A 20,492-nucleotide genomic window follows, 5' to 3' on the forward strand; every position below is an offset into this window, starting at 1 on the left:
CGATGAACAAAAATCAATCCCTTCCCTGGGATCATCCGCGTTTTCGCAGCTGGATCGCGGTGGCTCGCGCCTGCCAGCTGATGCAACAATCTCTTGCCCGCTCGCTTGCCGATCTCGACATCAAGCCGCCGCACCTCGATATCCTGGTCAATCTCTATCGTTTCGAGGGCATCTCCCAGCAGGAGCTGGCGCGCAAGCTGCTGGTCGGCCGCTCCAATATGAGCATGCTGCTGCCGCAGATGGAGAAGCGTGGCCTGATCCTCCGCCGCGATGACGAGCGCGACAAGCGCGTGCTGCGCCTCTATTTGACGCCGGACGGTCGAAAGCTGAGTGAGGAAGCCATGGCCATCCAGACCGGCCTCATCGACCGCGTGCTATCGGACGAACCGATAGAACAATGCATGGCGACCGCCGATTCGATGGAGCGCATCATCACCCTGCTGCTGAAAGATCTGCGTGACGAGGACTGATGTTCAATGCAGCGTCGGCGCCGCCGCCGTACCGGTCAGCGAGCGATATTCCCAAGCGGCGACGATAATCAGCACCAGCGTCGCCAGGATGCCCATCAGATAGACCTCGATGAAGGGTGCGGCGAAGGCGAGCAGGATCAGAAGGACCAGGCCGGCAAGATGCGATAGCGGCAGCTGGCCGCTGGTCGCGCCCTTGAACCAGAGATTGCCGATCAGGAACAGGCCGGAGCCGCCGAGCACGGCCGCGGCGATACCGAGATTGCCGGTTTCATGCGGATGCGAGAACATGAACTCGACCGCCACTGCATGGACGATGATGCCGGCCAGAATCGGGATATGCCCATAGGTAAAGGCCAGCCGCGCCAAGCTGCCCGGCGTCTCTTCATGCTCGATGCGATGGGCGGCGCGCCCGTGACCGAAGCGGAAATAGAGCCACCACATGGCGACCGTGCCGACGAAGCCGGTGACGAAGACGACGTTGGTCAGCCCCGAAAACGGCAGCTCCGAAAAGGTGCGGCCGGAAACGAGGATCGCCTCGCCGAGGCAGATGATGACGAAGAGCGCGCAGCGTTCGGCCATATGCGCGCCGGAAACATCCCAGTCCCGCGCCGTCGAGCGCCCGAGCCCCGGCACGGCAAAGCCCGCGGCCGGCCCGGCATATTCGATCGCCAGCGCAATCACCCAGGCGATCAGCCGGGCTTCATGCTCGAGCAGCCCGCCGGCAATCCAGAAGACCCCGGCAACCACGAGCCAAGTACTGATACGGACAAAATTCAGCGTGTTGGGGCGGTCGACGCGTGTCATCGCGTAGGTGGTAAACAGCGAGCGCCCGACCTGCATCGCCACATAGGCGCCGGCAAACAACAGCCCCTTGTCGCCGAAGGCCTCGGGGATGGAGGCAGACAGCAGCAGCCCGAGCATCATCAGCGCCACCAGCATGCCGCGTACCGGCATTTTGTCCGGATCGAGCCAGTTCGTCACCCAGGCCGTGAAGATCCACACCCACCAGACGGCAAAGGTCATCAGCGCCGCTTCGGCGGCACCGAGCGGCGTGTAGTGGGCGGCGAGCGCATGCGAGAGCTGCGAGATCGAAAAGACGAAGACCAGGTCGAAGAACAGTTCGAGGAAGGTCACCTTGCTGCCGCTGGCGCTGCCCTTGGCGCGGAGCCAGTTCTTTCCGTTCGTCTTCGCCATATGGCCCCCGATGGCTGGATTATGCGTGGATTGAAAGTGTAGCGGCGCTCAGGTGAGCATCAGCGCGGCTTTTCCGCCGTGTCGCGGTTCATGCCTTTTTCGCGGAGTTCGTCCTCGTAAGCGGAAAACAGCTCATCGCCCCGCTCGCCGAGTTCGCGCAGATAGGTCCAGGTGTAGATGCCGGTATCGTGCATGTCGTCGAAGCCGATGCGGACCGCGTAATTGCCGGTCGGCATCATCGAGATGATCGCGACATTGCGTTTGCCCGGCACCGTCACCTTCTGTCCTGGCCCATGGCCCTGCACCTCGGCCGAGGGCGACAGAACGCGCAAGAGCTCCGCCGACAGGTCGAAGCTCTGACCGTCATCGAAGGTTACCACCAGCCGCTGCCGGTCTTTCGAGACGCGAAGTTCGGTCGGCCAGATATCGCTCATCATTTTGTCCTCTTCTCATGCGAGGAGTAGGCGCTGATCTTTTTCGGCGCAAGCTGAAATTGGCATGCTCGCTCGGGCTGTTTCCCTTGACGCGACAATAGCATATGCCCACATTGATGAGAGTACGGAGATACAGGTGAACACCAGAGTTGGAACGGTAGGTAATGCATCGCCGCTGGTGGCAGGTGCGCACCCGATGATCGACCCCTTCGGGCGGGCGGTCACCTATCTCCGTGTCTCCGTCACCGACCGCTGCGATTTCCGCTGCACCTATTGCATGGCGGAGAATATGACCTTCCTGCCAAAGAAGGATCTATTGACGCTGGAAGAACTCGACCGGCTCTGTTCCGCCTTCATCGCCAAAGGTGTCAGCAAGATCAGGCTGACCGGCGGCGAGCCGCTGGTGCGCAAGAACATCATGTATCTGGTTCGCCAGCTCGGCCAGAAGATCGGTGCCGGCCTCGACGAATTGACGCTGACCACCAACGGCTCACAGCTTTCGCGCCATGCCGAGGAGCTCTATGATTGCGGCGTGCGCCGGATCAACGTCTCGCTGGATACGCTCGACCCCGACAAGTTCCGCAAGATCACCCGCTGGGGTGATTTCGCCAAGGTCATGGAAGGCGTCGACGCGGCTCAAAAGGCAGGGTTGAAGATCAAGCTCAACGCCGTGGCACTGAAGGATTTCAACGATGCCGAGATGCCGGAGCTGCTGCGCTTCGCCCATGGCCGCGGCATGGATCTGACCGTCATCGAAACCATGCCGATGGGCGAGATCGAAGAAGACCGCACCGACCAGTATCTACCGCTATCAAAGCTGCGCGCCGATCTCGAAGAGCAGTTCACCCTTACGGACATCAATTACCAGACCGGCGGCCCGGCGCGTTACGTCAGGGTCGAAGAAACCGGCGGCCGCCTCGGCTTCATCACCCCGATGACCCATAATTTCTGCGAAAGCTGCAACCGCGTCCGCCTCACCTGCACCGGCACGCTCTATATGTGCCTCGGCCAGAACGACGCCGCCGATCTCCGCGCCGCACTCCGCGCCACCGAAGACGACGCCCTCCTCCACGCCGCCATCGACGAGGCCATCACCCGCAAACCCAAAGGCCACGACTTCATCATCGACCGGACACACAATCGCCCGGCAGTGGCCAGGCATATGAGTGTCACCGGGGGGTGATACTCGCTCCCTCTTCTCCCCTGCGGGGAGAAGGTGGCCCGAAGGGTCGGATGAGGGGGCCACACGGCACGCCATTCATTGCCCTTCGCTTACGCTCAGCGCATTCGCTCCTATCGTCGCTCACCCCCTCATCTGCCCTGACGGGCATCTTCTCCCCGCTGGGGAGAAGAGGGAGCCAACCCGCATCCCCATCACCAAGGCTTACGCGCACAAATCGCAAACCGGTCCTGCACCATGCGCTCCAGTCCGCGCAGGAACGGCATCTTGCGCGCCTGCGCCCAATGGATGTCGACGAGTTTGCGGTCGATGACGATATCCGTAAAACCGGCTTGGCGCAAAAGATCGACGACTGCTTCGGCCGGCATCTGGCTGGAGAAATGCACGCGTGAGCGGATCTTCTGGTGCCGCGCCATCATCTCCGACGACATGTGGCTCGCCGGCGGCTTGCCGGTCACCTTCGTCCAGAGCTTCTGCAGGCCCTTGACCCAGGTTTCCTTACCCATATTGCCGTCGAGGATCAGCACCTTGCCGCCCGGCTTCAATACCGAGAACCATTCCTTAAACGCCGAAGCCGGGTCCACCAGCGTCCACACGAGATGGCGGTTGGTGATCACGTCGTAGCTGTCCTTGGGCTCCATGGTGTTTTCGGCGTCGCCGGCGACGAAGCGGATATCGGTGCCGCGCTTCTTCGCCTTGGCGCGTGCCTGCGCCAGCATCGCATCCGACCAGTCAAGGCCGGTGACCGCAAAGCCGGCACCATGCATCAGATGTGAGATGACGGCGGTGCCGCAAGCGAGATCGAGGGCAGCGCGCCCTTGGCCCTCGCCCAGATGTTTTCGGATCAGCCGCTGCCAACCCTTCCGCTCCGCTTCCGAAAAGATTTCATGGCCGACGCTCTGGTCGAAGGTTGCCGCCCGTTCCGACCAAAAGTCGCGGATTTCGTCGCGGATGGAGTAGTTCGTGTTCATCGATTTCATCTGAGGCACCCCGGCATCGGATCAGTTTGGAAATGCTCTAAAACATATAACTTGATTCACAAAGTCATATTTCTTATGCCTGCGGACATTATTCAGACGTCAGGGGAATTTCCAGATGAATTTCGTGAAAATGCTCGCAGTTTCCGCAGCTGCGATTGCCGGCTTGATGCCGCTTTCGGCCTGGGCGCAATCCTTCACGGTCAAGGATGTCGCGGGCCGCGAAGTGACCTTCGACAAGCCGGTCGAGCGTGTGATCCTAGGGGAAGGTCGCATGCTCTATGCCGTAGCACCCATCGAGAAGGAAGATCCCTTCGCCAAGATCGTCGGCTGGCGCAACGATCTCTGGACCACCGACAAGGACGGTTTCAACGCCTATGTCGAGAAGTTCCCCAAGGGCAAGGACCTGCCCTTCCTCGGCAATCTGACGGACGGCACGCTGCAGACCGAGACGGTCGTCAAGCTGCATCCCGATGTGCTGCTGCTGCCGATCGGCAACAAGACGGCGGCCGACGAGGTGAAGCTCGAGGAGATGCTCAGCGGCATCGGCGTGAAGATCGTCTATATCGATTTCCGCGAGCACATTCTCGCCAACACCGAGCCGAGCCTGAAGATCCTCGGCCAGATCTTCGGCCATGAGGGCCGCGCCGAAGCCGTCGCCAGCTTCTGGAAAGAGCAGATGGCCCGCGTCACCGACAGACTGAAGGCGGCCAATCCGCCGAAGCCAAATGTGTTTATGTATCGCGCCGCAGGCCTCGTCGAATGCTGCGGCACCTTCGGTCCCGACAATTTCGGCCTGATGGTCGATTGGGCTGGCGGCCGCAATCTCGGCTCCGATTTCCTGCCGGGCTATACCGGCTCGATCAATGCCGAGCAGGTTGTCGCCTCTAATCCTGATGTCATCGTCGTCACCGGCTCCAACTGGAGCCAGACCAAGAATGCCAAGGACTTTGTGAATGTCGGCCCGAATGCCGTCGCCACCTTTGACGACAGCCGCAAGTCGCTGAACACGCTGATGGAAAACCCTGCTTTCACCGACTCCAGGGCGGTTGCTGGCGGCAATGTCCATGCGATCTGGCACCAGTTCTATACCAGCCCCTACCAGTTCGTCGCCGTCCAGCAACTGGCCAAGTGGTTCCATCCGAACCTCTTTGCTGATCTCGATCCGGATGCCACCTTCAAGGAATTCCACGAAAAATTCCTGCCGGTCGCCTACCAGCCGGGTTACTGGGTCGACGCCAAGGCGGGTCAGTAATCCGAAATGGCAGAGATCGCCGCACTATCGATCGAAGCCGAAGCTGGGAGGAAGCGCTACCGCGCCCTCGCCCGGCGCAAGCTGCTGATCCTCGCCACCATGACGACAGCACTCTGCCTGTCCGTTGCCGTCGATCTCGCCTGGGGCCCGGCCCGCTATAGTCTTGCCGAGGTCGTCTCCGCTCTTCTCGACCCCTCCTCCGTTTCGGATCAGGTGCGGGCTGTCGTCTGGGGCATCCGCATGCCGGTTGCGGTGATGGCGATCGTGGTGGGCGCGTCGCTCTCCGTCGCCGGCGCGCAGATGCAGACGATCCTCGCCAATCCGCTCGCCAGCCCCTTCACGCTTGGCATTTCGGCGGCGGCAAGCTTTGGCGCGGCTCTGGCGATCGTCACCAGCGTTCCGCTTCTGCCGGTGGCCGCCGGCCTGCTCGTGCCGGTCAATGCCTTCATCATGGCGCTGATCGCCACGCTCTTCATCCATTTCGTCTCGCAGGCCCGCGGCGTCTCGGTGCAGACGGTGGTGCTGCTCGGCATTGCCCTCGTTTTCACCTTCAATGCGGCCCTCGCCTTCCTGCAATATCTCGCCTCCGAACAGGCGCTGTCGGCCGTCGTCTTCTGGACGATGGGCAGCCTCACCAAGGCCACGTGGCCGAAGATCTGGGTGACGCTCGCCGTTCTGTTGATCGCCCTGCCGCTCTTTGCTCGCAATGCCTGGGCGCTGACGGCGATCCGGCTTGGCGAGGACAAGGCCGCAAGCTTCGGCGTCAATGTCCGCCGCATCCGGCTGCAGACCATGCTGGTGGTCTCGCTGCTTGCCGCAGTCCCCGTCAGCTTCGTCGGCACCATCGGTTTCGTCGGCCTGGTCGGGCCGCATATATCACGCATGATCCTCGGCGAGGATCAGCGCTTTTTCCTGCCGGGCTCGATGCTGTCGGGCGCCCTGCTTCTGTCGCTGACCTCGATCGTCTCCAAGTCGATCATCCCCGGTGTCGTCTTCCCGATCGGCATCATCACCGCACTGGTCGGCGTGCCCTTTTTCTTCTCGCTCATCCTCTCGAACAGGAGCCGGTCATGGTAGCGCTTCAGTTGCAATCGGTCGGCGCCTATCACGGCCGCAAGCTCTTCGTCGAAGACGTGACGACGCCAATGATGACATCGGGCGAGGTCGTCGCGGTGATCGGCCCGAACGCTGCCGGCAAATCGACGCTCTTCAAGCGCATCACCGGTCTGCTCAAAGGGCCGGGCCATGTCGTCGTCGAAGGCTCGAAAACGAAAAACGCCATCAGCTACATGCCGCAGGATACTTCGGCCAACGCGGTGCTGACGGTCTATGAATCCATCCTGCTCGCCCGCAAGCAGGGTCAGTCCTGGGCCGTCAGCGACAGCGACCTGTGTTTCATCGACGAGGTCATGAAGGCGCTCGATATGTCAGCCATCGCCTTCCGCGATCTCGGCGCGCTCTCCGGCGGTCAGCGCCAGCTCGTCTCGATCGCCCAGGCGCTGGTCCGCGAACCCGAGATCATGCTGATGGACGAACCCACAAGCGCGCTCGACCTCCACCGCCAGGTCGAGGTCCTCGACTTCATGCGCCGACAGGCCCGCGCCAAGGGCATGATCGTGCTTATCGCAATTCACGATCTTAACCAGGCGCTGCGCTTTGCCGACAAGGTCCTCGTCATCGCCAACGGTCGCATGCACGCCTGCGGCACCCCAAGGGATGTCGTCACCGCCGAGATGCTGCGCGAGATCTACAGGGTCGAGGCCCGGGTCGAGAAATGCTCGATGGAATACGATCATGTGATCGTGGATGGGACGGCGCATTGAGGCTGGTAACCGTCTGCCTTATCAGTTGGTCAATCGCTGTGCGGTAAACTTGTCCGTAACAAGCATGTCGATCACCCCCACGCGGAGCGCCCCTGCGATAGCGTCGGTCTTTTTGGACCCGCCGGCAAGAGCAATGACCCGGTCCACTCGTTCGAGATCTTCAAGTGGAAGGCCTATGACCCGGTCGTCCAGCGGCGTCTTGACCGGCTTGCCGTTTTTATCGAAGAAGCGAAGAGAGATATCGCCGACGGCTCCCGCTTCCGCGAGATCAGACAGTTCGCGAGACGAAAAGATGTTGCCGGACCGTGCGAGCAGTTCCGACGGTTCGACGGCTCCGATTCCGACGATCGCAAGCGTTATGCTGCCGAACAGGTCTATCGTCTCGCGGACGAACGGGTCGGCCTGCATCAAAAGCTTTGCCTCTCTGGATGACGTAACGCCCTGCACGGGGAGCAGTTTCGGCTCGGCGCCGGTCAGCCGTGCAAGCCGCGTGGTAAGCTGCGTCGCATGCGTCTGCACCGAAGGATCACCCATGCCTCCAAGGGTCTGGACGACGTATTTCGCCTGAGCGCTCTTCTGAGGGTGAATGTTCTCGACCATCTTGAAAATGGTCTGGCTCCAACTCGAAACGCCGATGATCTCCCCCGGCGCAAGTGTCACCTCCAAGAGATGAGCCGCTGCCTCGCCGATACGGGCCATGATCGCTCCGTCCCGATCTTCCGTGCACTCTACGACGATCGCCTCCGGCAGATCGTATTTCTCGCGAAGCGCGCCCTCGAGCTCGCTGTAGGTGCCGGCGGGAGGGATCACGCTGGTTCGCACGATATCTTCAGCCTCTGCACGCTTGAGCATCCGCGACACCGTCGCCTGCGACAGGCGAAGGTGCTGTGCGATCTCCGCCTGTCGCCGTCCCTCCATATGGTACATCTGGGCGACCCTTGAAATCAGACGGAGTTCGTTAAGGCGAGTCATCGCTATTCCCAGAGTGAATTTTTATTCACCTTTAGCCTTTGTTTCGCGGACCGTCGAGCGGGCAAGCGCATCATTCCAGGTATCGAGAAGCACCGCGCGATCCACGGGTTGCGGCTCAATGATTTGAGTGTTTCGCGGCAACTCCGCGACGGTCTGGAGATTGCTCCACAAGCCGAGCGAAAGCCCCGCCAGGTAAGCAGCGCCCAAAGCTGACGCCTCGGGTGCTTCGCATTGGATCACCGGATGTTCGATGAGGTCCGAGACACACTGCATCAGAAAGCGGTTCTGGCTCGGTCCGCCATCCACATAGAGCGCGCCAAGCGCGCCGCCGCTCTGTGCCCGCATGGCCGCGATCACGTCATGCACCTGAAAAGCGATGGAGTCTGTGACCGACCGAGCCATTTGCGCACGTGTCGTATTGAAGTTGATCTGGGAGAACAGAGCACGGGCGTCGGACTTCCAATAGGGTGCGCCCAGTCCCACGAATGCCGGCACGAAGCCAGGTCCGCCCGGCTCAGCGCTCGCCGCAAGTTCGACAAGGGCCGCCACATCCGCCAAGCCGAGAATCTCCGCCATCCAGGGAAGACTGGCGGCGCAGACGAGAATATTGCCTTCGAAAGCGAAAGTCGGCCTTCCCTCGATACGCCATGCGACGGTGGTTGTGACGCCGTTGCGTGGGGGAATGAATCGCGGCAGCGTCGTCATGACCGAAGAGCCGGTTCCAAAGGTCACCTTTCCGTCGCCCGGCTTGAATGCTCCATGACCGAACAGGGCTGCGTGGCTGTCTCCGATCGCCGCCATGATCGGAGTGCCATCCGGCACCCCAGGCAATCCTTGCGTTCGGCCGAAATCGGCAGAACTGTCGAGCACCTTGGGCAAGAGCGCGATATCGACGCCGAAGATCTCGCCAAGTTCATCGCTCCATCTCTGCTCCTGGAGATCGAACAACTGGCTCCTGGCGGCATTGGAAGCATCGCAAACATGCCGACGCCCGCCGGTCAGGCAGTGGACGAGCCAACTGTCGACCGTTCCCAGCCGCACCGATCGCCCGGCCGGAATACGGTCGAGCAGCCATCGGAATTTCGAACCCGGAAACATCGGATCCAATGGCAGGCCTGTGAGCGCCTGCACACGGTCAAGGTGGCCTTCGGCAATGAGACGCTCGCAATCCTGTGCCGTACGACGGCACTGCCAGCTTACCACCGGTCCAAGCGCGTCTCCCGTTTTGGCGTCCCAGGCAGTGACAGATTCGCGCTGGTTGGAAATGGCCACCGCCTCGATAGCCACATCGGGACTGGCCTTCAGGCAGGCGTCGATCGCTTCGCGGACCGATGCGTAGAGCCTGCGTGGGTCTTGTTCGACCCAACCAGGCTTCGGATAGGAAATGCCGACAGCAGCCGAACCTCTGCCGACGATTTCTCCGTTTTCGGAAACCAGAACTGCCTTTGAATTGGTCGTACCCTGGTCGATTGCCAGAATTGCCCGCATTCTATCCTCCCCAGATCAGGTGGCGGCCGAGGCGACAAAAAGCGTCCCGGCTAGAGCAATTCCAGGAAAAGTGCCAAGCGGTTTTCCGTCCGGAATTGCATAAGAACAAAAGTCGCGCGATTTTACTTGCGCCTGATCAACGACTGCGCGGCGTCGGCGATTGCGGACGGCGCCATTCCGAATTCGTCGAGCAGAAACTCTGCCGAACCGGTCGGGGCATAGACCCCGGGAACTCCGAGACGTTTCATCGGGACCGGGGCATTGTCGACCACCACTTCGGCTACCGCGGAACCGAGCCCGCCAAAGATCGAATGCTCTTCGGCTGTGACGATCGCTCCGGTTTCCTTCGCCGCTGCTATGATAGCCTCCTCGTCGATCGGACGAACGGTTGCAAGATTGAGCACCCTGGCGTTGATGCCGCGGTCTGCGAGGATCTCGGCAGCCTTCAAGATGCGATGAGTCAAAGTGCCATTGGCGATAAGGGTGACGTCGGAACCCTGGCGAAGGAGATTTGCCTTGCCGAGTTCGAACTTGTGACCCTCCGGAAGGAGATCCGGCACACCCACACGAGACAGACGCAGAAAACAGGGGCCGTTGTAGGCCGCGGCCCACTCAACCGCAGCAGCTGTTTCGATGCGATCACAAGGCGCAATGACCGGAAGATTAGGCAGAACCCGCAGCCAGGCGAAGTCTTCGATCGAGTGATGGGTCGGGCCGAGTTCGCCATACGCCATTCCGGAAGAAATGCCGACCAGCTTGACGTTGGCATTCGAATACGAAATATCGGCCTTGATCTGCTCCAGCGACCGTCCCGTGAGAAACGGAGCGGCGGCGCACACGAACGGAAGGCGTCCGCCATTGGCGAGGCCTGCTCCAACCCCCACCATGTTCTGCTCTGCGATGCCGACATTGACGAGGCGCTCTGCATACTTCGCCTTGAAGCCGCCGAGCTTGGACGAACCGACGGAGTCGTTGCAGACGGCAACGATCGTCTCGTTTTCGGTTGCCAGCCGCTCAAGCGTAGCAGCGAATGCGTCGCGGCAATCGTAGAGCTTGGGTGGGTTTATTGGCGCGTTCATTACAGTGCCTCCGACAATTCTGCCAATGCAATTTCGTATTGTTCCTTACTCGGTACCTTGTGGTGCCAGTCGACCCGGTCCTGCATGAACGATATTCCATGGCCCTTGTTGGTATGGGCGACGATGCAATGTGGTCTTGACCCGCGGTGTTCGAGAGCCGGAACGATTTCGCTCATCTTGTTCCCGTTGATTTCGCTGACTTCCCAATCGAACGCTTCAAGCTTCGGACGAAGCGGGGCGAGATCATTGGTTTCGGCGAGGGCAGCGCCCTGCTGAAACCTGTTGTGATCGATGATCAACGTCAAGTTATCGAGCTTGAACTGAGCTGCCGCCATGATCGCTTCCCAGTTTGAGCCCTCCTGCATCTCACCGTCGCCGGTGACGACATAGGTGCGATATTTGGCGCCTGAGAGCTTGGCTGCTATCGCCATTCCTACTGCGACCGGAAGACCGTGGCCGAGCGGCCCGGTATTCGTTTCGACGCCAGGAACCTTGTTGCAATTTGGATGCCCGTTCAGCCTCGAATGCGGCTTCAAGAAGGTGGAAATCTCATCCTCCGGGATAAAGCCGCGTTTTGCGAGCGTTACATACAGCGCGCATGCCGTATGCCCCTTTGAAAGAACGAACCGGTCGCGGTCGGGATGTTTGGGCTGATCCGGCCAGACATTCAGCACACGAAAATAGAGAGCCGTCAAAATGTCGATGACCGACATCTCGCCGCCAATATGGCCGGCGCCCGCTTCAAAGACCGCCTGGAGATCGCGCAATCGGATCTGGCGGGCGATGCGCTCAAGGTCTATCGGATCCATGAATTCCTCCGTGCATAAATATTCAATCATCAATATTTTTGCATAACAGGCCGATTAGTCAAGCCCCCTAAACGGCCCGCGAGGGCACCTATCAGAAGAAACCTTATTGACAGCCGAATAGCAAGTTGTTAATGAATTTTCCAGCAGGCATGAATAATTATTCTACCATGCACGAATATCGGATACAGGCCTACGCATAGGGAGGAGCAATGGTGGCGCTCGATATCAATGAACAGAGGCTTTCGTCCGGAGCCTGGCTGAGCAAGCTCAAGGGAGCTACCGGCCCCCTCGTCGGACTGCTCGCACTGTGCGTCTTTCTGAGCCTCAGCACAGATACGTTTCTTTCAGTTCGAAACGGCCTCAACATCCTCGACCAGATCACTGTTCTCGGCATCATGGCGGTAGGAATGACCTTCGTCATCCTGATCGGCGGCATCGATCTTTCCGTCGGCTCGGCACTCGCGCTGGCGATGATGGTCATGGGCTGGACCGCCAACGTCGCCGGCCTACCGCTGCCCGTCGGGATCGCTTTTGCGCTCATCGCCTCAGCGGTATCAGGCCTGATCGTCGGACTTCTGGTGACGCAGTTCCGGGTTCCAGCCTTTATTGCCACCCTTGCGATGATGTCCGCCGCTCGCGGCGTTGCAAACATGATCACGGACGGTCAGCAGATCGTCGGATTCCCCGACTGGTTCATGATGCTGGCCATCGATCGCCATTTCGGCATCATGACTGCCACGGTATTCCTCATGCTTGCGGTTGTTCTTGCCGCGTGGCTTTTCCTGCACTTCCGGTCCGAAGGCCGCATGCTCTATGCGGTGGGCGGAAACGCCGAAGTCGCGCGGCTGGCTGGTATCAACGTCCCGCTCGTGACGATAGCCGTCTATGTCGTCAGTGCCGTCCTTGCGGGGCTCGCAGGCATCGTGCTCGCCGCACGGCTGGATTCCGTCCAGCCGTCCAGTGGTCTGGGCTATGAACTGGACACCATCGCTGCGGTCGTCATCGGCGGGACTTCGCTCTCCGGCGGCGCGGGCGGCATCGGTGGAACGCTGATCGGCGTTCTTATCATCGGTGTGCTTCGCAACGGTCTCAACCTTCTCAACGTCTCGCCGTTCCTGCAGCAGGTGATCATCGGCATCGTCATCGTGCTCGCGGTCGGCGCAGAGACTATTCGTCGGCGTCGCGCCTGACGAGCGGGGTCCGCCGCGTCGGCGGACCCGGAATTCCGCCCCAAAATTTGGGGCGGATCAATACCCCGAGGGGGAGGACATACCCGAGGGTTCCATCAAACAACGGAGGAAAATACAATGAAAATAGCGCGCACCATGCTCGCGTCCGCTGCACTGCTCGGCCTCATGCTCGGCCCCGTACATGCGGCGGAACTGAAGAAGCTCGGCTTGGCCGTTGCCAACCTTCAGGCAAACTTCTTCAACCAGATCAAGCAATCGGTCGAAGCCGAGGCCAAGAAGCGCGGCATCGAAGTCATCACGGTCGACGCGAAGGGCGACGGACCGACGCAGGTCAACCAGATCCAGGATCTTCTGACCCAGAAAATCGACGCGCTGATCTATATTCCGGCAGGTGCGGCGGCTGCGACCGTTCCGGTCAAGCTTGCGAAGAGCGCCGGCATCCCGGTCGTGAACGTCGACCGGAACGCCGAGGGAGCACCCGGCGATACCTTCCTTGCAACGGATTCCGTCGCGTCTGCCAAGGCCGTCTGCGACTACATCCTGAAGGAAGCCGGCGGCAAGGGGAAGATGGTCATCATCCACGGCCAGAAGGGCACGACGCCGGAAGTCGATCGTTCGAAGGGCTGCGCTGAATCTCTCAAGGCATATCCGGACGTCAAGGTTGTCGCCGAACAGTTCTCCAACATCTGGAGCCAGGACGAAGGCTTCCAGATCATGCAGAATATGCTGCAGGCAAATCCGGACGTTTCCATCGTGTTCGCACAGGCCGACGGCCTCGCCCTCGGCGCCGCGCAGGCGATCAAGGTCGCCAATCCGTCGCAGAAGATCGTGGTCGGCGGCTTCGATGGCGACACCGCGGCTCTCGAAGCGCTGAGCAAGGGCGTCTTCAACGTAACGGCGACACAGCAGACGCAGAAGATGGGCCGCGATGCGGTCGAAAATGCCGCCAAGCTTGTCGCCGGAGAAAAAGTACCGCCGGTGCAGCTTATGGACGCCACGCTGACAACCAAGGAAAACGTCGCAGGCTTCATCGCCAGCCATCCGTAATGAAGTCGAGGTCTTGAGGAGGTGTGCCAATGACTGATCCCGTTCTTTCCCTGAGGGGCATATCCAAATGGTATGGGCCACTCCAGGTTCTGAAGGATGTCAGCTTGGACGTTTACCCCGGCGAAGTGGTTGCACTTCTCGGTGAAAACGGAGCGGGCAAGTCGACGTTGTCGGGCATTATTGCCGGGTCACGCTCGCCCTCCGAAGGATCAATGACATGGCTGGGGCAGCCTTATGCCCCGGCCACTCCAAGGGAAGCCATCGACAAGGGCGTTGTCCTGATACATCAGGAACTGCAGCTACTGCCGCAGCTGTCGATCGCGGAAAACGTCTTCATCGGACGCTGGCCGATGAAGAACGGCGTCGTCGACCGCGCCCAGATGGTTCGCCGGGCCCAGGACCAGCTCGCTCGCTTGAACCTTCGCATTCCTGCAACGCGGACGGTCGCCGGCCTTTCCACGGCGAATCAGCAACTCATCGAGATCGCCAAGGCGCTGGCTCTCAACGCAAAACTCCTGATCCTCGATGAGCCGACAGCCGCCCTTGGCGGAGCGGAGACGGAAGCTCTCTTCGAACAGGTTCGGAAGCTTCGCTCAGAAGGCGTCGGCATCGTCTATATTTCCCACCGCATGGAAGAGATCAAGCAGATAACCGACCGGATCGTCGTTCTTCGTGACGGCGAGCGGGTGCAGGAATTCTCCGACAGCGCCACCCCGGTGCGAACGATTGTCGAGAGCATGGTCGGGCGCCCGCTTGACCGCTTGTTCCCTACCCTTCCGGTTCCGACAAATCGCCCGGTACTCCAGGTGTCCGGGCTGAGCTCGCCGGACAACTCGTTCCGTGACGTTACCTTCGAGGTCCGGGCCGGGGAAATTCTGGGCATCGCCGGATTGGTCGGTGCCGGCCGCACCGAACTGGTGCGTGCGATTTCGGGAGCAGATCCAATCAGTGCTGGTTCGATCAAGCTGGAAGGCGAGGAACTCAGGCTGCGCGATCCAGCGGACGCGATCGCCAAGGGTATCGTGATGGTTCCGGAAGACCGCAAGGAGCAGGGCCTGATCGTCGGGCACCGGATCAGCGAGAACATTGTCTATGCCAATCTCGACAAACTCGGCGGCGGTTGGATCACGCCGCGCGTCAAGCGCTCCTTTGCAGAAAAGGCAGTTGCCAAGTTCGGCGTAAAGGGCCGTGCTGAACAGCACGCCTCGGACCTGTCCGGCGGCAACCAGCAGAAGGTCGTGATCGCGAAGTGGCTCATGCGCGATCCCAAGGTCGTTGTGCTCGACGAGCCGACGAGGGGCATCGACGTCGGCGCCCGAGCGGGCATCTACGACATCATCGTCAATCTTGCCAAACAGGGCGTGGCGGTCATCGTCGTAAGCTCTGACCTCGAAGAGGTTCTTGGAGTCTCCAATCGCATTCTCGTGCTTGCGCAAGGCAAGCAGGCGGGGATTCTCAATCGTGACCAGGCAAACGACGTTTCGGTCATGGAGCTAGCGACCATCTAAACAGACAGAGAAAGGAAGAGCGGTGTCCGACATCACTCTGAACGCCCCGAAGCTTTTCGATCTCAGCGGCCAGGTTGCCATCGTTACCGGAGCCGGCAGCGGCATTGGTCAGCGTATTGCCATCGGCCTTGCGCAATGCGGCGCCGACGTGGCGCTGCTCGACCGCAGAACCGACGACGGACTGGTCAAGACGGCTGAACATATTCGCGCCGCCGGCCGCCGCTCGATCCAGATCGCGGCGGATGTCACGAGCAAGTCTTCCCTTGGAGAGGCCGTGGCACGGACCGAAGCGGATCTCGGCGCGCTGACGCTTGCAGTCAACGCTGCAGGCATCGCTAACGCGAACCCGGCGGAAGAGATGGAGGAGGACCAATATCAGACGTTGATGGATATCAACCTCAAAGGCATCTTTCTTTCCTGCCAGGCCGAGGCCCGCGCCATGCTGAAGAATGGACGCGGCTCCATCGTCAACATCGCCTCCATGTCGGGTGTGATCGTAAACCGGGGGCTGAACCAAGCGCACTACAACGCCTCCAAGGCGGGCGTGATCCATATGTCGAAGTCTATGGCGATGGAATGGGTCGACCGCGGCATTCGCGTCAACACCATCTCCCCCGGATACACGGCAACGCCCATGAACACCCGCCCGGAGATGGTCCACCAGACCAAGCTCTTCGAAGAGCAGACGCCGATGCAGCGCATGGCAACAGTCGACGAGATGGTCGGTCCGGCTGTGTTCCTGCTGTCGAATGCGGCAAGTTTCGTGACCGGCGTCGATCTTCTCGTCGACGGCGGTTTCTGCTGCTGGTGATGAGAAAGCTCATTACCGCCGCTGGAAAGTGACCGGTCTCGCTTCCTCCCTGGCTGAGATCGAGGCGCTGAAGGGACTAACGGGCACGACGGCGTGCGATATCGCGGTCTGCCCGCCCTTCGCGCTGATCGAACGGAAGGAGGGCTCGGGTCGTCATCGGCGGTCCGAATTCCCGAGGATCAGTTGAGCTCCAACAATGATCGCATGATAGATCGCACCCAGATTTTCTGTTTATCGATGGACAAGGAAAGAGCATGAAACGCTTTGAGCAGAAGACCGTCGTCATTACCGGGGGTAGCCGCGGCATCGGCGCCGCCATCGCTAGACGATTTGCACGCGAGGGCGCCAATCTCGTCGTCTCGGCCAACGAGGACCTGGTTCACGGCGTCGCCGAACAGATCCGGGCCGAAGGCGGCAAGGCGGTCTCCTTCATCGGCGACGTCACCGACAAGGCGAGCGTCACCGCCCTCTACGATACCGCCGAAAAGGAATTCGGCTCGGTCGACGTCTCGATCCAGAATGCCGGCGTCATCACTATTGCCCGCGTCGAGGACCTGACCGAAAACGAATGGGACAAGGTCATGGCCGTCAACACCAAGGGCGTCTTCCTCTGCGCCCAGGAGGCGATATCAAGGATGCGCAAGCACAAGCGCGGCGGCCGCATCATCAACACCGCTTCCGGCCAGGCCCGCGACGGCTTCATCTACACGCCGCATTATGCCGCCTCGAAAATGGGCGTCGTCGGCATTACCCAGAGCCTGGCCAAGGAAGTCGCGACCGAGAAGATCACCGTCAACGCCTTCTGCCCCGGGATCATCGAGACCGACATGTGGGCCTATAACGACCAGGCCTGGGGCAAGCTGCTCGGCAACTACGCCCCCGGCGAGCTGATGAAGGAATGGGTCGAAGGCATCCCGATGAAACGGGCCGGCTCTGGCGAAGACGTCGCCGGCCTGGTGACCTTCCTCGCCAGCGAGGACGCCGCCTATATCACCGGCCAGACGATCAATGTCGACGGCGGCCTGATCATGTCCTGACGCAGGTCGCCCAAAAGTGCGCAGCGGCTTTGAGACAACGACCTGAAACAAACATCAAACCACCAACGAAGCGCGGAAGGCGACCCGGTCGTCGCCTCCATGTGAACAGTGTGTCCATCGGCGTCATGGCAGCTTTGCATTTTTGCCCCGTCGAGTGACCTTGCCATCCGCCTGTTTTTGATTCTATCTTTGAAATGTTCTCAGGGCGGGGTGTAATTCCCCACCGGCGGTATCAGGAGCAATCCTGGAGCCCGCGAGCGCTTCCGGCACCTCCTGCCGGAAGGTCAGCAGATCCGGTGAGATGCCGGAGCCGACGGTATAGTCCGGATGGAAGAGGACAACACGGGCAGTCGCACTCCATCCCGGAGTCGGCTGACGTTTGTTCGCCCAAGGGCAGAAGGCTCGCTCACGGATTGAGCCGAGCAGACCATGTCAGCCCGCTGACATAACCCTTGAAAGGCCAGACAGCATGACTATCGCAAGAATTGAAGATGCCATATCAGCCATTGCCCGTGGTGAGATGGTCGTCGTCGTCGACGACCAGGACAGGGAAAACGAGGGCGATATCGTGGTCGCCGCCCAAGCGGTCACACCTGAAACAATCGCCTTCATGATGACCCATGCTCGCGGACTCGTCTGCATCGCCATGGAAGGCGAGCGTCTCGATGCGCTCGATATCCCGCTGATGGTGCCCAACAATACGGAATCGCACAAAACCGCCTTCACGGTCTCGGTCGACTATCTCAAGGGCACAACGACCGGCATCTCGGCAGCCGATCGCGCCGCGACTGTCCGCGCCCTGGTCGACGATCGCACAAAGCCCTCCGATTTCGCTCGCCCCGGCCATATCTTCCCGTTGCGCGCCAACCCCCGTGGCGTGCTCGGCCGCCCTGGCCACACCGAAGCTGCCGTCGATCTCGCCCGCCTCGCCGGAAAGACCCCGGCCGGCGTCATCTGCGAAGTCGCCAATGACGACGGAACCATGTCGCGGCTCCCCGACCTCATCCTTTTTGCAAAACGCCATAACCTCCTGCTCGTCACCATCGAGGATCTGGTTGCCTATCTCGAACGCCAGGCGGCAAAAGACGTCCGCGAAGTCGCCTGATCGATGCCTTTGTTGCGGCGGCATAGGCCGCCGCAACAAAGAACGTGCCGCAGTGATGACTCTGACGGCACTTCGTTTGTCCGCCTCAAGTCCGGCTGATCGAAACCCCGCCATCCGCCAGCATCGCCGTGCCGGTCACGAAGCTCGACATGTCGGAGGCCAGGAAGAGCGCTGCATTGGCGATCTCTTTGGGTTGCGCCATGCGTTTCAGCGCATGCAGTCCCACCACGAAGGCGAGCAGTTCCGGCGTGGCGTCCGGCGCGTTGGTGATGCTCATCGGCGTGTCTGTGCCGCCGGGCAGCAGTGCGTTGACGCGAACGTTCTGCCTCCCGAGTTCGGCGGCGAGCACCTGCACGAGGCCGATAAGCCCCGCCTTGCCGGCGGCATAAGCGGCCATGCCCGGCATTCCGGCGGTGTGGCCGACGAAAGTCGAGGTGAAGATCAGCGATCCCCCGCGCGCTCCCATTGCCGCCGCCTGGTGCTTGGCGCCGAGGAAGGCGGCGGTGAGGTTGGTCTCGATCGTCTCGCGCCATGCCTCCAGCGAAAGCCCTGTCACCGGCCCCATCTCGCCAATGACGCCGGCATTGTTGAAGGCGATATCGAGCCCGCCGAAGCGCGAGACCGCCGTCTCGACAAGCCTTGCCTGCAGCGCCTCGTCCCTGACATCGCCTGATATGGCGACGGCCTGCCCGCCTTCCGCCTCGATTTCGGCAATGACGGCATCAAGCGCGTCCTGTCGCCGGCCGGTGACCACGAGCTTGGCGCCTTCCCACGCAAAGAGTTTCGCCGCCGCGCGGCCGATTCCGGAGCTTGCGCCGGTGATGATGGCGATCTTGCCGTTCAGAAGTGTCATGTCGGTTTCTCCTTCGTTTTGCGGCATCTGAGATCTCAAACATCAGGCGATGCAGCCACCCGTTTCCCGCGCAGGAAAAGAAAAACCGCTTACGACCGACGATGTCGGTCTGAGCGTCAGCCACCGCGGGACAGGTTTGAACCTTGATCGCTGCGCTGGAAGTATCGGAATTCACCTTATCAAACGGTGATTTGTCGCGATCTCCACCGACGCGCCTGCGTCGACGTCAGCACCATTGTGCACCGCATCATCGATTTATGCTTTGTGTGACATTCATCCGATTCCCTTGATGAATCTTCGCGATTAAAAGGAGCGCACAGGTAACGGGAATCTCTTCATGCCGCGGTCACGCAATACTGAGGGCGCCATCTGTATGAGCATGGCGATGGCCGGCTTTTCTGCAAGCGACGCTCTGTCCAAATCGGTGATCGCCTATATGAACGCCGGCGAGATCATGTTCCTGCGCGGCCTCTTCACCAGCCTGCTTGTCTATCTGATCGCCTGGAAAATGGGCGCGCTGCGTTCCTGGCGCATCATGCTAGAGCCGATGATCATCTTCAGGATCATCTGCGAGACGCTTTCCGCCGTCACCTATATCACCGCGCTCGGCATGATGCCGATCGCCAATGCCTCGGCGATCCTGCAATCGCTGCCGCTGGTCGTGACCTTCGGGGCGGCGCTCTTCTTCGGCGAGCCGGTCGGCTGGCGGCGCTGGTCGGCGATCCTTGTCGGCCTTGTCGGCGTGATGATCATCATCCGCCCCGGCCCTGATGGTTTCACAGCCGCCGCCCTCCTCTGCGTCGCCGCTGTGCTGACGACGGCTGGCCGCGATCTCGCCACCCGGAGCATCAGTCCGGAGATTCCCTCGCTGATGATAACCGTCATCACCGCCATATCAGCCTCCTTCTTCGGCGCGCTGCTCATTCCGGTGCTCGGCGGCTGGCAGCCGGTCAGCGCTAGCGCCCTTGGGCATCTCGTGCTCGCATCGGTGCTGGTGCTCGTCGGCTACCAGTCGGTCATCGTCGCCATGCGCACCGGCGAAATCTCTTTCGTCGCGCCGTTCCGCTATACCAGCCTGATCTTTTCCTCTCTGCTCGGCTTCCTCTTCTTCGCCGAAGTGCCTGACAGCTGGACGCTCGTCGGGGCTGCGATCGTCATCGCCTCCGGCCTCTATACGTTCTATCGTGAGGCCAAGCGCCGTGTGTCGCCGATCGCGCAGGAATCCGCGCCGCGCGCGCCGGTCTGAAGCAGATGATGGCT

General features: G+C 60.9%; 20 protein-coding genes and 1 riboswitch. Of the genes, 12 read left to right on the forward strand and 8 right to left on the reverse strand.

Annotated features, from left to right (window positions below; genetic code table 11):
* Positions 1-2 precede the first annotated feature (2 nt).
* Positions 3-470, forward strand: coding sequence for a MarR family winged helix-turn-helix transcriptional regulator (locus ACIPSK_RS10610; RefSeq protein WP_162117746.1), 468 nt, complete (start codon positions 3-5; stop codon positions 468-470).
* Positions 471-473: 3 nt separating this feature from the next.
* Here the strand turns inward: ACIPSK_RS10610 and ACIPSK_RS10615 are convergent, their stop codons facing one another.
* Together ACIPSK_RS10615 and ACIPSK_RS10620 are read right to left on the reverse strand one after the other, a co-directional pair.
* Positions 474-1,664, reverse strand: coding sequence for a low temperature requirement protein A (locus ACIPSK_RS10615; protein ID WP_162117745.1), 1,191 nt, complete (start codon positions 1,662-1,664; stop codon positions 474-476).
* A gap of 59 nt (positions 1,665-1,723) precedes the next feature.
* Positions 1,724-2,098, reverse strand: coding sequence for a gamma-butyrobetaine hydroxylase-like domain-containing protein (locus ACIPSK_RS10620; protein WP_032985293.1), 375 nt, complete (start codon positions 2,096-2,098; stop codon positions 1,724-1,726).
* A 136-nt stretch (positions 2,099-2,234) separates the two neighbouring features.
* Between ACIPSK_RS10620 and moaA the strand changes: the two genes are divergently transcribed.
* Positions 2,235-3,281 carry a GTP 3',8-cyclase MoaA gene (gene moaA, locus ACIPSK_RS10625; RefSeq protein WP_162117744.1) on the forward strand — a complete coding sequence of 349 codons (1,047 nt, stop codon included), beginning with the start codon at positions 2,235-2,237 and terminating at the stop codon, positions 3,279-3,281.
* Between the two features lie 191 nt (positions 3,282-3,472).
* Here moaA and ACIPSK_RS10630 read toward each other — a convergent pair whose 3' ends face one another.
* On the reverse strand, positions 3,473-4,258 hold the full coding sequence (locus ACIPSK_RS10630) for a class I SAM-dependent methyltransferase (protein ID WP_162117743.1): 786 nt from the start codon (positions 4,256-4,258) through the stop codon (positions 3,473-3,475).
* A 115-nt stretch (positions 4,259-4,373) separates the two neighbouring features.
* Between ACIPSK_RS10630 and ACIPSK_RS10635 the strand changes: the two genes are divergently transcribed.
* From ACIPSK_RS10635 to ACIPSK_RS10645, 3 genes are read left to right on the forward strand one after another with little or no spacing between them, the layout of a single operon-like run.
* The gene (locus ACIPSK_RS10635; RefSeq protein ID WP_162117742.1) at positions 4,374-5,510 is read left to right on the forward strand and encodes an ABC transporter substrate-binding protein; all 1,137 of its coding nucleotides are present in this window, start codon (positions 4,374-4,376) and stop codon (positions 5,508-5,510) included.
* A gap of 6 nt (positions 5,511-5,516) precedes the next feature.
* Entirely contained in the window at positions 5,517-6,587 is a 1,071-nt protein-coding gene (locus tag ACIPSK_RS10640; protein WP_162117741.1) for a FecCD family ABC transporter permease, read from the forward strand.
* A complete protein-coding gene (locus ACIPSK_RS10645) occupies positions 6,581-7,333 on the forward strand; it encodes an ABC transporter ATP-binding protein (protein WP_162117740.1) in 753 nt (250 codons plus the stop codon). Before ACIPSK_RS10640 ends, ACIPSK_RS10645 begins: the two co-directional genes overlap by 7 nt.
* Positions 7,334-7,354: 21 nt before the next feature.
* On the opposite strand, the gene ACIPSK_RS10650 is transcribed toward ACIPSK_RS10645, so the two are convergent.
* The 4 genes from ACIPSK_RS10650 to ACIPSK_RS10665 all read right to left on the reverse strand — a co-directional run bounded on the left by ACIPSK_RS10650 (position 7,355) and on the right by ACIPSK_RS10665 (position 11,681).
* Positions 7,355-8,305 (reverse strand): sugar-binding transcriptional regulator, encoded by a 951-nt coding sequence (locus ACIPSK_RS10650; RefSeq protein WP_162117739.1) that lies wholly within the window; start codon positions 8,303-8,305, stop codon positions 7,355-7,357.
* A gap of 21 nt (positions 8,306-8,326) precedes the next feature.
* Entirely contained in the window at positions 8,327-9,793 is a 1,467-nt protein-coding gene (locus ACIPSK_RS10655) for an FGGY family carbohydrate kinase (protein WP_162117738.1), read from the reverse strand.
* A 122-nt stretch (positions 9,794-9,915) separates the two neighbouring features.
* A complete protein-coding gene (locus ACIPSK_RS10660; protein ID WP_017964579.1) occupies positions 9,916-10,872 on the reverse strand; it encodes a transketolase family protein in 957 nt (318 codons plus the stop codon).
* Positions 10,872-11,681 carry a transketolase gene (locus ACIPSK_RS10665; protein WP_017964580.1) on the reverse strand — a complete coding sequence of 270 codons (810 nt, stop codon included), beginning with the start codon at positions 11,679-11,681 and terminating at the stop codon, positions 10,872-10,874. The genes ACIPSK_RS10660 and ACIPSK_RS10665 overlap by 1 nt, the downstream gene beginning before the upstream one ends.
* Before the next feature lie 209 nt (positions 11,682-11,890).
* Between ACIPSK_RS10665 and ACIPSK_RS10670 the strand changes: the two genes are divergently transcribed.
* The 6 genes from ACIPSK_RS10670 to ribB all read left to right on the forward strand — a co-directional run bounded on the left by ACIPSK_RS10670 (position 11,891) and on the right by ribB (position 18,379).
* The gene (locus ACIPSK_RS10670; RefSeq protein WP_017964581.1) at positions 11,891-12,871 is read left to right on the forward strand and encodes an ABC transporter permease; all 981 of its coding nucleotides are present in this window, start codon (positions 11,891-11,893) and stop codon (positions 12,869-12,871) included.
* Positions 12,872-12,988: 117 nt separating this feature from the next.
* Positions 12,989-13,918: a sugar ABC transporter substrate-binding protein gene (locus tag ACIPSK_RS10675; protein ID WP_017964582.1), complete on the forward strand. Its 930-nt coding sequence runs from the start codon at positions 12,989-12,991 to the stop codon at positions 13,916-13,918.
* A 29-nt stretch (positions 13,919-13,947) separates the two neighbouring features.
* Positions 13,948-15,426 carry a sugar ABC transporter ATP-binding protein gene (locus tag ACIPSK_RS10680; RefSeq protein ID WP_017964583.1) on the forward strand — a complete coding sequence of 493 codons (1,479 nt, stop codon included), beginning with the start codon at positions 13,948-13,950 and terminating at the stop codon, positions 15,424-15,426.
* A gap of 22 nt (positions 15,427-15,448) precedes the next feature.
* Positions 15,449-16,237: an SDR family oxidoreductase gene (locus ACIPSK_RS10685; protein ID WP_162117737.1), complete on the forward strand. Its 789-nt coding sequence runs from the start codon at positions 15,449-15,451 to the stop codon at positions 16,235-16,237.
* 254 nt (positions 16,238-16,491) lie between these two features.
* Positions 16,492-17,274, forward strand: a complete 783-nt coding sequence (locus ACIPSK_RS10690) for a glucose 1-dehydrogenase (RefSeq protein WP_017964585.1) — start codon at positions 16,492-16,494, stop codon at positions 17,272-17,274.
* A 192-nt stretch (positions 17,275-17,466) separates the two neighbouring features.
* Positions 17,467-17,617: riboswitch (FMN riboswitch) on the forward strand.
* Positions 17,618-17,743: 126 nt separating this feature from the next.
* Entirely contained in the window at positions 17,744-18,379 is a 636-nt protein-coding gene (gene ribB / locus ACIPSK_RS10695) for a 3,4-dihydroxy-2-butanone-4-phosphate synthase (RefSeq protein ID WP_162117736.1), read from the forward strand.
* Between the two features lie 85 nt (positions 18,380-18,464).
* Here the strand turns inward: ribB and ACIPSK_RS10700 are convergent, their stop codons facing one another.
* The gene (locus ACIPSK_RS10700; protein WP_162117735.1) at positions 18,465-19,232 is read right to left on the reverse strand and encodes an SDR family oxidoreductase; all 768 of its coding nucleotides are present in this window, start codon (positions 19,230-19,232) and stop codon (positions 18,465-18,467) included.
* Between the two features lie 337 nt (positions 19,233-19,569).
* Between ACIPSK_RS10700 and ACIPSK_RS10705 the strand changes: the two genes are divergently transcribed.
* A complete protein-coding gene (locus ACIPSK_RS10705; RefSeq protein ID WP_162117734.1) occupies positions 19,570-20,478 on the forward strand; it encodes a DMT family transporter in 909 nt (302 codons plus the stop codon).
* The last annotated feature ends 14 nt before the right edge of the window (positions 20,479-20,492 follow it).

It is taken from the genome of Rhizobium sp. LARHSG275 (genome assembly GCF_052871115.1).